This window comes from Cellulomonas jepli, assembly GCF_047229345.1.
In the GTDB taxonomy this organism is placed as follows: domain Bacteria; phylum Actinomycetota; class Actinomycetes; order Actinomycetales; family Cellulomonadaceae; genus Cellulomonas_A.
This window is the reverse complement of sequence record NZ_JBFTER010000140.1, coordinates 1-11,140: the sequence shown is the minus strand read 5'-3', so window position 1 is coordinate 11,140 and position 11,140 is coordinate 1. Positions and strand designations below refer to the sequence as shown.

11 protein-coding genes are annotated in these 11,140 nt (G+C 77.0%); 6 read left to right on the top strand and 5 right to left on the bottom strand.

Going from position 1 to position 11,140, the window contains the following annotated elements; all coding sequences use genetic code 11:
* Positions 1-222: 222 nt before the first annotated feature.
* Positions 223-1,047 (bottom strand): DUF4397 domain-containing protein, encoded by an 825-nt coding sequence (locus tag AB6N24_RS21470; protein WP_412871397.1) that lies wholly within the window; start codon positions 1,045-1,047, stop codon positions 223-225.
* A 149-nt stretch (positions 1,048-1,196) separates the two neighbouring features.
* Here AB6N24_RS21470 and AB6N24_RS21465 point away from each other — a divergent pair, with 149 nt between their 5' ends.
* Together AB6N24_RS21465 and AB6N24_RS21460 are read left to right on the top strand one after the other, a co-directional pair.
* Positions 1,197-1,715: a GNAT family N-acetyltransferase gene (locus AB6N24_RS21465; RefSeq protein WP_412871396.1), complete on the top strand. Its 519-nt coding sequence runs from the start codon at positions 1,197-1,199 to the stop codon at positions 1,713-1,715.
* 93 nt (positions 1,716-1,808) lie between these two features.
* On the top strand, positions 1,809-2,864 hold the full coding sequence (locus tag AB6N24_RS21460) for a Bug family tripartite tricarboxylate transporter substrate binding protein (protein ID WP_412871395.1): 1,056 nt from the start codon (positions 1,809-1,811) through the stop codon (positions 2,862-2,864).
* On the opposite strand, the gene AB6N24_RS21455 is transcribed toward AB6N24_RS21460, so the two are convergent.
* The gene (locus tag AB6N24_RS21455; RefSeq protein WP_412871394.1) at positions 2,861-3,382 is read right to left on the bottom strand and encodes an ASCH domain-containing protein; all 522 of its coding nucleotides are present in this window, start codon (positions 3,380-3,382) and stop codon (positions 2,861-2,863) included. The two genes, AB6N24_RS21460 and AB6N24_RS21455, sit on opposite strands and share 4 nt — an antisense overlap.
* Positions 3,383-3,601: 219 nt before the next feature.
* Here AB6N24_RS21455 and AB6N24_RS21450 point away from each other — a divergent pair, with 219 nt between their 5' ends.
* Together AB6N24_RS21450 and AB6N24_RS21445 are read left to right on the top strand one after the other, a co-directional pair.
* Complete coding sequence (locus AB6N24_RS21450) at positions 3,602-4,441, top strand: ABC transporter ATP-binding protein (RefSeq protein WP_412871393.1); 840 nt, start codon at positions 3,602-3,604, stop codon at positions 4,439-4,441.
* The gene (locus AB6N24_RS21445) at positions 4,438-5,793 is read left to right on the top strand and encodes an FtsX-like permease family protein (protein WP_412871392.1); all 1,356 of its coding nucleotides are present in this window, start codon (positions 4,438-4,440) and stop codon (positions 5,791-5,793) included. The genes AB6N24_RS21450 and AB6N24_RS21445 overlap by 4 nt, the downstream gene beginning before the upstream one ends.
* 122 nt (positions 5,794-5,915) lie before the next feature.
* Here AB6N24_RS21445 and AB6N24_RS21440 read toward each other — a convergent pair whose 3' ends face one another.
* Together AB6N24_RS21440 and AB6N24_RS21435 are read right to left on the bottom strand one after the other, a co-directional pair.
* On the bottom strand, positions 5,916-7,073 hold the full coding sequence (locus AB6N24_RS21440; RefSeq protein WP_412871391.1) for a hypothetical protein: 1,158 nt from the start codon (positions 7,071-7,073) through the stop codon (positions 5,916-5,918).
* Positions 7,074-7,197: 124 nt separating this feature from the next.
* Positions 7,198-8,031, bottom strand: a complete 834-nt coding sequence (locus tag AB6N24_RS21435) for an SGNH/GDSL hydrolase family protein (protein ID WP_412871390.1) — start codon at positions 8,029-8,031, stop codon at positions 7,198-7,200.
* 147 nt (positions 8,032-8,178) lie between these two features.
* On the opposite strand from AB6N24_RS21435, the gene AB6N24_RS21430 reads away from it, so the two are divergent.
* On the top strand, positions 8,179-9,351 hold the full coding sequence (locus AB6N24_RS21430; RefSeq protein WP_412871389.1) for a hypothetical protein: 1,173 nt from the start codon (positions 8,179-8,181) through the stop codon (positions 9,349-9,351).
* Positions 9,352-9,406: 55 nt separating this feature from the next.
* Complete coding sequence (locus tag AB6N24_RS21425; RefSeq protein ID WP_412871388.1) at positions 9,407-9,781, top strand: VOC family protein; 375 nt, start codon at positions 9,407-9,409, stop codon at positions 9,779-9,781.
* Positions 9,782-9,889: 108 nt separating this feature from the next.
* On the opposite strand, the gene AB6N24_RS21420 is transcribed toward AB6N24_RS21425, so the two are convergent.
* The gene (locus AB6N24_RS21420; RefSeq protein ID WP_412871387.1) at positions 9,890-11,128 is read right to left on the bottom strand and encodes a glycoside hydrolase family 16 protein; all 1,239 of its coding nucleotides are present in this window, start codon (positions 11,126-11,128) and stop codon (positions 9,890-9,892) included.
* Positions 11,129-11,140: the final 12 nt, after the last annotated feature.

Below are 11,140 nucleotides of genomic sequence, written 5' to 3'. Positions count from 1 at the left end.
GGGGGGGGGGGGGGGGGGGGGGGGGGGGGGGGGGGGGGGGGGGGGGGGGGGGGGGGGGGGGGGGGGGGGGGGGGCGGGCGGCGGGGGGGGGGGGGGGGGGGGGGGGGGGGGGGGGGGGGGGGGGGGGGGGGGGGGGCGGCGCCCCCCCCCCCCCCCCCCCCCCCCCCCGGCCGGTGGGTGCGGCGCCCCTGCGGGGAGGCGGGGCGCCGCACCCGGGCGGGGTCAGTCGCGCGTCACCGCGACGGAGACCCGCCGACGGGCGGCCACGAGCACGCCGCCCATGAGGGCGAGCAGCGCAGCGGCGACCGCCCACGAGGTCGCCGGCGTCTCGCTCGCCATGCCGAGCTCGCCGGACGGCACGCCGCCCGGCGCCGAGTGCAGGCCGTCGATGGTCTGCACCGCGAGCTGGAGGTTGCCCGCCTCGAGGCTGCCCCAGGCGTAGACGATGGTGCTGGTGCCCTCCGTCACGGCGACGTCGGCCGGGCCGATGACGGGGGTCGTCGTGCCGGTCGCGGCGACCGCGGCCGAGACGGTCCCGGCGGGCAGGTCGAGCTTCTGCTCGTTCGGGTTCGACAGGCTCGTGATCACGGCGGTGCCGCCCGCGAGGACGTCGACGGCGGGGGCCGCGGCGGTGTGGCGGACCGTGAGCCGGCCCTGGCCCGCGGCGATCGTCGAGGTGTCGTTCGTGAACAGCGTCGCCGTCGGGGCGCCCGCGGCGTCGAGGTGCGCGACCGCGGTGTAGCTCGTGTCGGCCTTGAGCGGGAGGTCCACGGGACCGATCGCGGGGGCGCTCGCGTCGGCGGCGTCGGCCGCGGTGATCGCGACGCTGTACGTGCCCGGCGGCAGGTCGAGCGGGCCGGCGAGGGTCCCCGGCGTGAAGTCGTCGAGCGTGCGCTCGCCGTTGACCCAGACGTCGACCGTGAGGCCCGGGACGCCGTGCAGCACGGACAGGGAGGCGTTGCCGGGGGTCGCGGCCGAGGCGGGCAGAGCGGCCGTGGCAGCGAGGGCGAGGCCGGCGGCGCCGGCGGTGATCAGTCGGGTACGCATGAGGTGCTCCAGGGTGTGGGCCCTTGCGGGGGCGCTGATGTGCTGACACCCCCACTACGGCGCGGGGGGCGCGTCTGGATGCAGCGGTTGCGAACGGATTTTTCGGGCACGTCAGCGCACGGTCCCGGGGCGTCCGGCACGATGTCCGCATGCTGCTGCGCTCCGCCGTCCCCGCCGACCTCGACCTGCTCACGATCCTCGTCGCCGAGGCCGTCAACTGGGGCGGTGAGCAGCGCGTGACGGTCGCCGACGTGCGGACCGACGACCACCTCGTCCGCTACGTCGAGGGCTGGGGGCGGCCCGGTGACGTCGGGGTCGTCGCGGTCGACGATGCCGGCGAGGCGCTCGGCGCCGCGTGGGCCCGCGTCTTCGCCTCGGGCCGGCGCGGGTGGGGCTTCGTCGCGGAGGACGTGCCGGAGCTCTCGCTCGGCGTGCTGCCCGCCGGGCGGGGCGCGGGGGTCGGGTCGGCGCTGCTCGACGGCTGCCTCGGCGCCGTCCGTGCGCACGGGTCCCGCGCGGTGAGCCTGAGCGTCGAGGACGGCAACGACCTCGCGCGCGCGATGTACGAGCGGCGCGGCTTCGTCGTGGTCGGCCGCGAGGGCGGCTCCGACGTCCTGGCGCTCGACCTCGCGACGTGGACCCGGCCGTCGGTCGCCCGGAAGGTATGACCAGCAAACCTCCAGGTCGGCGGGGAGGCCTTCGATAAGGTTTTCGCACCGTGGCGGCGGTCGGGAGACAGCCGCGCAGATCAAGGAGGATCGATGCGGAGCAACACCCGTGTGCGCACCCGGCTGGCCCTGGCGTCGGCCCTGCTGGCCCTCGCGTCCGCACTGACCGCGTGCAGCCCCGGCACCTCGGGCCCGGAGGCCGACCAGCGCGGCGCGGCGGAGCCGGCACCGGTCGCCGAGACGACCGAGGCGGGCGAGCGGCTCGCGGTCCACGTGCCGACCGAGCGCGGCACGGGCTGGGACGCGACGGGTCAGGCACTCGTCGACGCCCTCGCCGCAGGCGGTGTGGTGAACGGTGTCGATATCGTTCACTACCGCGGCGCGGACGGCACCGTCGGCCTCACCCAGCTCGTGGGCGAGGCCGGCCCGGGCTCGCTGCTCGTCCTCGGCGACACGCTCGTCGGCGCCGTCGAGCTCACCGACGCGGCGGCGACCCTCGACGACGTGCGGATCCTCGCGCGGCTCACCGACGAGCCGCTCGCCGTCGTCGTGACCGCCGACTCGCCGTACCGGACGGTGTCCGACCTGCTCGACGACGTCCTCGCCGACGGCGCGGCGGTCCCGGTGACCGGCGGGCCCGCCGGCAGCGCCGACCACCTGCTCGCGGTCCGGATGCTCCTCGCGGCGGGCGTGCCGGCGGCGGAGGTCACGACCCGGCTGCAGTACGTGCCGCAGCCCAGCACCGGCGAGTCGTTCGACCCGCTGTTCGACGGCACCGTGCGCGCCGCCGTCGCCGACGTCTCGGAGCACGCCGACCTGCTCGCCTCGGGGAGCCTGCGGGCGCTCGCGGTCTCGGGCGCCGAGCGCTCGCCCGCGCTGCCCGACGTGCCCACGCTGCAGGAGCAGGGGATCGACGTGGTGCTCACGAGCTGGCGTGGCGTCGCCGCCGCGGGCGCGCTCGACCAGGCCCGGCTCGACGAGCTCGCCGGCCTCCTCACGTCCCTGCACGGCACGCCGGAGTGGCAGGCGGCGCTCGCGGGGAACGGCTGGTCCGACGCGTTCCTCACCGGCCCGGAGCTCGACGCGTTCGTCGCCGGCGAGGTCGCGGCCGTCCGCCAGACGCTCGTGGACGTGGGGCTGACGAGCTAGGGGGTCGCGCGGTCCGCGTGCTCGGGCGGCCACACCACGCGCAGCCGCTCGAACACGACCTCGGCGGACTCGTCGAGCTCCTCGCCGCGCGCGGCGCACGTCCGCCGCCAGTACCCGAGGTGCTGCTCGAGCCACGAGGCGCGGGTGCGGTCGTCCTCACCCTCGTCCCACGCGAACGCGTCGTCGACGCTGTGCACGGGCCCGACGCGCAGCTCGACCGAGCGCAGGACGGCGCGCGGGCGGCCCGCACCGTCGCACGCGACCCAGTGCGAGCCGATGCGCGGCGGGAGCTCGCCCTCGGCGGCGAAGTCGGCCAGGAGCGTCGCCGTCGCGCGCTTCGGCCCGTGCAGCACGAGGTCGAGCAGCTCGTCGGCGAGCGGTGCGCTGTCGCCGAAGTGCTCGACCGTCGGGGTGTCCCACGCGTGCTCGGGGTGCGCGGCGAGGTAGTCCTGCCACAGGCGTGCCGCCGCCTCCTCGTCGAGCGGGGCGACCGGGGGGCGGGGCTGTGCGCTCGTCATCGGGCCATCGTCGCGCAGACGGCACGGTGCGGATCCCGCCGGCGACGGCGCGCAGGGAGACCCGGCACCGGTCCGCAGGGGGACGGGTCGCGCACCCGCAGGGGGACGGGCCGCGCACCCGCAGGGGGACGGGCCGCGCACCCGTGGGTGGACACCGGCCCTGCGGGGACCCACCCGTGCGGCGACGCCCGGGCCGTTACGGGCGACGAGAGTCGAGCCATGCCCCCCGCCACCACCGGACACCCCGGCCCCGTCCCGCAGTCGACGCCCCACGACAGCCCCGGCGTCCCCCGACTCTCGGCGCGCGGCGTCGTCAAGCGCTTCGGTGCGACGACTGCGCTCGCGGGCGTCGACGTGGACGTGGCCGCGGGCGAGACCCTGGCCGTGATGGGTCCCTCGGGCTCCGGCAAGTCGACGCTGCTGCACTGCCTCGCCGGGATCCTCGCGCCCGACGCCGGGACGGTGCGGCTCGGCGGCACCGACATCGGGACACTCAACGAGCGCGAGCGCTCGCTGCTGCGCCGCCGCCGGCTCGGGTTCGTGTTCCAGTTCGGCCAGCTGCTCAGCGAGTTGCCCGCCGTCGAGAACGTCGCGCTGCCGCTCATGCTGCAGGGGGTCGGCCGTGCGGAGGCGACCCGCCGGGCCGCCGCGTGGCTGGGGTCGCTCGGGCTCGCCGGCAAGGAGGGGCGCCGGCCCGGCGAGCTGTCGGGCGGCGAGGCCCAGCGCGTCGCGGTCGCCCGGGCGCTCGTCACGGGGCCCGAGGTGGTGTTCGCCGACGAGCCGACCGGCGCGCTCGACCAGGCCACCGGGGCGGACGTCATGCGCGCGCTGACCGGCGCGACCGCCGCGGCCGGTGCGAGCCTCGTGCTCGTCACGCACGACGAGCAGGTCGCCGCGTGGTGCTCGCGCCGCATCCACGTCCGGGACGGCCACGTGACCGACGGTTCCGTCCAGTCCCACGCCGCCGCCCAGTCCCGCGCCGCCGCCGCGTCCGGCGTCCCCGCCCCAGCACCCGGCGTCCTCGCGTCGGGCACCCCCACGTCCGGGGGCCCCCGGTGAGGGCCGTCCTCGCGCTCGCCCCGCGGCTGCACCGCTCGGGCGGGTCGCTCACCACGGGCCTCGCGGTCGCGGCGTTCGCGGTCACGACGGCGTTCGCGCTCAGCGTGCTCGGCGGCCTGCTCGGGTTCGTCGAGCGCGCCGACGACCCGCCCGCACCCTTCACGCGGTTCGACGCCGGGCCGTACGTGATCATGGCCGCGATCGCGGCGGTCCTGCTGCTCGTCCCCCTGGTGTCCCTCGGCGGCGCCGCGGCGCGGCTGGGCGTCTCGCGGCGGGACGCCCGGCTCTCGACGCTGCGGCTCCTCGGCGTCACCCCGGCGGAGGTCGTCGCGCTGACCGTCGTGGAGACGGCGCTGCAGGGGCTCGTGGGCGCGCTCGTCGGCGCCGTCGGCTACGCGGCGCTGCTGCCGGTGTGGACGCGGATCCCGTTCCAGGGCACGCCGTTCACGGCCGGGGAGCTGTGGGTCGGTCCGCCGGCGCTGGCCGCGGTGCTGCTCGGGGTGCCGTTGCTCGCCGCGCTGAGCGGCACGGTCTCGCTGCGCCGGGTCGTGGTCTCCCCGCTCGGGGTCGCCCGTCGCCAGACGCCGCCCGGGATGCGCTGGTACCGCGCGCTGCTGCTGGTCGTGGCGCTCGGCGGGTTCGTCGCCGTGACGAAGGTGGTCAGCGGGCTCGAGGCCGCGGTCGTCTACGGGGTCCTGCTCGGGATGCTGGCGCTCGCGTTCGTCGGGCTCAACCTCGTCGGGCCCTGGATCATCGGGCTCACGGGCCGGCTCATGGCGTGGCGTGCGCGCACGCCGGCGACGCTGCTCGCAGCCCGGCGGCTCGTCGACGACCCCCGCGCGTCGTGGCGGGTCGTCGGGGGACTGGGCCTCGCCGCGTTCGTCGCCGGGTGCCTGTCGATCCTCCCCGCGATCGCCTCGACGGACCCGATCGGCACCGACCCGGTCGAGAGGCTCCTGCTGCAGGACGTCGTGACCGGCGGTCTCCTGACGCTCGCGATCTCGTTCACGGTCGCGGCCGTCTCCGCGGGGATCCAGCAGGCGGCCTCCGTGCTCGACCGGCGCCGCGAGTACGCCCTCCAGCGGCTCGCGGGCGTCCCGGTCGAGCTGTTCGACTCGGCCCGGCGGCGCGAGGTGCTGCTGCCGCTCCTGCTCGTGGCCGGCACGTCGGCCGGCGTCGCGCTCGTCCTGTCGGCGCTCGTCTTCGGCGCCGCGAGCGCGACCGACGGCTCGGGGCTGCTGCTCGTGCTCGGGTTCCTCGCCGGCGGCGTGCTGCTCATGCTGGCGGCCACGGAGACGAGCCGCCCGCTGCTGCGCGCGACGCTGCGCGACACGGTCGTGCGGGCCGACTGAGGTGCGCGCGGGCTGACGCGCGCAGCGACGTGCAGCGCCCGGCCGGAGGGGCCGGGCGCTGCGCACGAGGGACAGCGGGTGCGGGCGGCCGGAGGGACCGTCCCGCACCCGCTGCTCGCGTGTCAGGACCGGCGCTTCGGCGGGACGTGCAGCACCGCGCGCACCCCGTCGTCGTACTCCATGGCCAGCACGTGCCCCTGCGCGCTCTGGTCGGTCACGGCGACGGCGCGGTGCTCGCCGCCGAGCGGGGTCAGCGTCCCGTCGACCCACGCGAACGCCTTCTGCACGCCGGTGCCGTCCGGCCGGGCGTAGCCGATCCGCCCGGAGACCTGGCCACGGTCGTTGACCTCGGACGCCTCGCTCCAGGCACCCTCCGGCACGGCGATCGGGTCCATGTACCCGTCGGCCCACACGAACGCGCGCCGGCCCGAGTCCGTGGGGTCGGCGCCCTGGCTCCAGCCGACGACGACGTCGTGCTCGTTGACCGCGTTGGCGCTGGCCCACACGTCGCCGGGCAGAGTCCCGAGGTCCTCGGCCGCGCCGTCGCGCCACAGCACGGCCGAGAGCAGCCGGTCCGCCTCCGAGGCGCGGCCCACGACGTGCCCGCGGTCGCTCAGGTCGGTGGCGAAGAACCGCCCGTCCGCCTCCCCGAGGCGCGTCAACGTCCCGTCCTGCCAGACGTAGCTGACCTCACGGTCGTCGAAGTCCTCGGTGCGGCCGAGCACCGTCCCGGACCGGTTGAGGTCGATGATCGAGCTCGACGTCCAGGTCGACGGGTAGGTCAGGGGCCCGACCACCGCGAGGGTGCCGGACGTCCACACGAACGGGAAGGTCGTCCACGGGTCGTCCTCCGACGCCTGCGCGGTGCCGCCTACCTGCCCGCGCTCGTTGACCTCCGAGCCGTGCTCCGTCCCGGGCAGCAGCGTCGTCGTCCCGCGGTACCAGCGGAACGCCTGGGTCGGCTGCCCCTCCACGAGCTGGACGTAGCCCGCGATCTCGCCGCGCTCGTTGATCGCGGTCGCCCCGCTCTGCCACGCACCGGGCGTCAGGTCCGTCATGACGCCGTCCCGCCAGAGGAACGCGTGCCCGCGGCCGTCGGCGGTCTGGGACTGCCCCACGACGTGGCCCTTGTCGTTCACGTCGGTCGCGTCGGTGCGCGTCCCGCCGAGCGTCCCGAGGTCGACCGACGTCCAGCCGGCCGGTGGTGGTGCGCTCCACGCGGTGGCCGCGAGCGGTCCGGCGAGCGCGAGGCACGCCGTGAGCGCCCCGACGGTGGTCACGGCGACGAGTCTTCTCCGCATCGGTGTTACCCCCTGGTGACCGGCACCGCCGTGTGCGGTGTCCGGTTCGTCCCGTTCTACGGGGTTCCCGGCGACCCGGACAAGGAGCGCCGCGGGTGAAGACTCACGGCACGAGCGTGGGCAGCCGCTCCGCGAGGGCGCCGGCGAGGACCGCGTACCCGGTCTCGTTGGGGTGCAGCCCGTCGGCGCTGAGGTACGGGCGCAGGCCCTGCTCGCCGGACGTCGCGGACGCCACGAGCTCGGCTGCGTCGACGAACGGGACCCCTGCCGCCTCGGCCGCGGCCCGGACCGCCGCGGTCGTCGCGTCCTCCTGCGTGCCGCCCAGCAGCACCGACACGAACGGACCGAGCACGACGACCGTCGCCTCCGGGAGCCCGGCGCGCAGCTCGGTCAGGACCTGCGTCGCGGCGGCCTGCACCTCGGCGGGCTCGTAGCCGCGGAACGCGTCGTTGCTGCCGCCCGCGACGACGACCACCTCGGGCGCCACGGCGACGACGTCGTCGACGCGGTCGGTCATCGGCTCCCCGCGGCCCGGCGCCACGAAGCCGCTGCCGGAGACGCCGTCGACGACCGCGATCGGCCAGCCCAGCGCCTCCGCCGTCTGCCAGGCGTACCCGCGCTCGGGCGGCGCCCCGACCCCGACGGTCAGGGAGTCGCCGAGGAACGCGATCGACGGGGCGTCGGGGTCCGGCAGCGCCGACGGGCCGGCGGGCGGGGGGCTGGACGCCGGCGGAGCGGACGGGGTGGGCGAGGGTGCCGTGGGCGAGGACGCCGTGGGCGAGGGCGTGGCGGCGGCCGTGCGGGACGGTGCGTCCGTGGTCGGCGACGACGAGCGCCCCGGACCCAGCAGCGCCCAGCCGGCGGTGCCGACCGCCACGACGGCGAGGGCGGCGAGCGGCACGGCGACGCGGCGGGGCGGGGGCGTCAGCTCGGGCACGCCTCACGGTAACCGGCGGGCGCGGATCGCTCCTGCGCTGGGCGGGATCGGCTCCGACCCGGGTCCGGACCGGCGTGGACCTCGGGCGCGCACCGGCCGACCGGCGGCCGATGCCTCGCCGACCGGTGCGCTCCTAGCGTCGGAGCCGTGCCGGACGACATGCAGGAGCCGCAGCGGGGACCCGGGGGACGCGATCCCGTCCTGGCGGTGCCCCGCGCCCCCGCACCGGTCGAGCGGCCCGCTCGAGGCACGCACGCGCACGGGGTGCTGCGCCGTCGCGTCCGCTGGGCGCTCGCGGCCGGCCTGCTGGTGCTGTCCCCGGTGGGTGCCGAGTACCTCCTCGGCTACGACACCAGCACGGGCGACCCGGCGGCGCTGCTGGTCGGGCTGCTGTTCTTCGTCCCCCTCTACGGCGCGCCGGCCCTGCTGCTGCGCGAGGTCGCGGTGCGCGCCGGGCTCCGCTGGCCCGGGGTGCTGCTGCTCGCGACGGCGCTGGGGGTCGTGCAGGCCGGTGTGGTGGACCAGTCGATGTTCAGCCTCTCGTACCGCCAGATCGAGGGCTGGGAGGAGGCGGCCCGCGCAACCCTTCTCGAGCCGTGGGGCGTCGCCGTCGGCAACGCGAGCAGCTTCCTCGTCGGCCACGCCGTGTGGAGCTTCACGGTCCCGATCGTGCTCGTGCAGTCGCTGCGGCCGGACGCCGCGCGCCGGCCCTGGCTGCGGGCGCCGGGGCTCGTCGTCGCGGCGCTGCTCTACGTCGTGGCCGCGCTCCTCGTGCACGTCGACCACCTCGAGACCGAGACCGACCACGCGTCGGCCGGCCAGGTCGCCGGTGCGTGGGTCGTCGCGGTGCTGCTGGGGGTCGCCGCCGTGACGCTCGGGCGCCGGGCGGCGCCGCGTCGGGCCGGACGCGTCCCACCGGCGGGGGTGCTCGCGGGCGTCAGCCTGGTGGGCGGGCTGCTCGTGACGCTGGCCGGCGAGACGTGGGCCGCGGTCGGCGTCACGGCGACCGTGCTCGTCGTGGCGGGGCTCGCGCTGCGACGGTGGGCCCGCACGGACGGCTGGGCGGGTCGCCACGTCGCCGCGGTCGCCACCGGGGCGCTCGCCGCACGGGCGGCGGTGGGGTTCCTCGTCGTGCCGCTCGGTGACGTGCCCGCCGGGCCGAAGCTCGCGCACAACGTGGTCGCCCTGGTCGGGTCGGTGCTGCTCGGGTGGTGGGCGGTCCGGCGCAGCGACCCCTCGGCGGGTCTGGCGGGCTCGGTGGGTGAGCACCGGCGGGCCGTCCGCGATGACTTCCTCCGCGCTCGCCGGTCTACCCCGTGAGCCCGGCCCTCCCGGCGCGGGCCGCGACGGTGCCCTGCACCCGTAAGGAGCGACCATGCTGCGCGAGTCCAAGGCGTTCAGCGGGTTCTCGGTCGACGACGTCCCGCGGGCGCGGGTGTTCTACGCCGAGACGCTCGGGCTCGACGTCACCGAGGAGAACGGCATGCTCACGCTCCGGCTCGGCGGGGGTGCGCACGTGCTCGTGTACCCGAAGACGGACCACGTGCCCGCGACGTTCACGGTGCTGAACTTCCCGGTCCCGGACGTCGAGGCCGCGGTCGCGTGGCTCACCGGGCGCGGCGTCGCGTTCGAGCACTACGAGGGCACCCAGATCGAGACCGACGCGCAGGGGGTCTTCCGGGGCGGCGGGCCGCTGATCGCGTGGTTCACGGACCCGGCGGGGAACGTGCTCTCGGTCATCGAGGACTGACCCGCGCGCGGGGGGCCGGGCGCGTGCGGCGCGCCCGGCTCCGGAGGCAAGGGGGTGCGGCCCGGCTCCGGGCCGCACCCCCTTCCGTCCAGCCCGTCGGCCGCGCGGTCAGGACGTCGAGCAGCGCCCGAGGTCCTGCCACGCGGTGCTCCTGCCCGGGGCGGCCCGGCGGGTCGCGCGCGTCGCGCGCCAGGCGTGGTCGGCGTGCGTGATCGTCGCGCCCGGCCAGTAGAGCCGGTTGCGGGCCCACGAGCGCAGGTGGTCGCACAGCGGCGCGGCGGGCGGGTTCGGCGCGACGGTCGGCACCGGGGTCGGGGTCGCGCTCGGCGCCGGCGCGGGCGTGCTCGCGGTCGGCGTCGGGGCGGGGGTGGGCGTGACCGGGGGAGCCACGGGCGGTGTCGTCGGGGTGCACGTCCCGAGCTTCACGGTGTCCGTGTGGCTCGTGCCGGCGGCGCGCAGGGCGGCGATGCGGGCGCTCACGTCGGCGGGCGCGAGCACCTCGCGGTCCGCGTGGAACACGTAGTCGATCTCCTGCTCGTAGCGGCTCACGCCGCCCGTGTGCGACGCGAGGTCGATGAACCAGAGGTTGGCGTTGAGCGACATCGGCGTCTCGGGGTAGACGTGCCCGGTGTGGTCGGCGACGAGGCGGCCGTCGAGGTAGTAGCGCACGTGGCCGGAGTCGACCTGCAGCACGAGGTCGTGCCAGCCCTCGAGGCTCCCGGGGATCGTGCTGCTGACGTTGTCGGCCTTCCAGGGGTCGTTCTGGTAGGTCTCGTAGGTCGTCGTGAAGAGCGTGGGCCTCGTCGCGCCCCAGCCGCCGTTGGGCAGGTACTCGAAGTCGGCCTCGCCGTACGCCGGGTCGTTGGGGAAGTCGAGCGGCGTGATCGTGAAGAGCGTCTGGACGACGGGGTCGCCGTCGGCCCCGCTGATCGGCGCGTCCGTGAACCGCACGCGGCTCGCGTAGGTCCCCTCGAAGAACTTGCGCTGCTGGTAGACCTCGGCGTTGACCGTGCCGGCGGCGGTGCCGTCGGTCTGGGCGCGCAGGCGCATCGTGCGCGCCGCGCCGCTCCCGGGGAAGTCGACGTTGGACGCGGACCACGTGTTGCCGGACACGCCCGGCCCGCCCGCGCCCGTGCGGACGGTCCAGCCGCGCGAGCGCAGGGCGGGGTCGGACGAGGATGTGTAGGCGAAGTCGTCGAACAGCTGGCCGCAGCCGCCGGGGACGGCGGCGGCGCGGGCGCCGGGGGACTGCGCGACGGTGCCGGCGGGTGCGGCGCCCGCCGCGGCCGCGGTGCAGGCCGTGGCGCGCCGTTGAGCCTGGTGGTGGGACGGGGGCGGGGGTCTCATGAAGGCCTCGTT

What these genes read in the sequence shown, in the direction of transcription:
- AB6N24_RS21470 (WP_412871397.1), bottom strand. Translation starts at nt 1,047, where the DNA reads ATGCGTACCCGACTGATCACCGCCGGCGCCGCCGGCCTCGCCCTCGCT.
- AB6N24_RS21465 (WP_412871396.1), top strand. Translation starts at nt 1,197, where the DNA reads ATGCTGCTGCGCTCCGCCGTCCCCGCCGACCTCGACCTGCTCACGATC.
- AB6N24_RS21460 (WP_412871395.1), top strand. Translation starts at nt 1,809, where the DNA reads ATGCGGAGCAACACCCGTGTGCGCACCCGGCTGGCCCTGGCGTCGGCC.
- AB6N24_RS21455 (WP_412871394.1), bottom strand. Translation starts at nt 3,382, where the DNA reads ATGACGAGCGCACAGCCCCGCCCCCCGGTCGCCCCGCTCGACGAGGAG.
- AB6N24_RS21450 (WP_412871393.1), top strand. Translation starts at nt 3,602, where the DNA reads ATGCCCCCCGCCACCACCGGACACCCCGGCCCCGTCCCGCAGTCGACG.
- AB6N24_RS21425 (WP_412871388.1), top strand. Translation starts at nt 9,407, where the DNA reads ATGCTGCGCGAGTCCAAGGCGTTCAGCGGGTTCTCGGTCGACGACGTC.
- AB6N24_RS21420 (WP_412871387.1), bottom strand. Translation starts at nt 11,128, where the DNA reads ATGAGACCCCCGCCCCCGTCCCACCACCAGGCTCAACGGCGCGCCACG.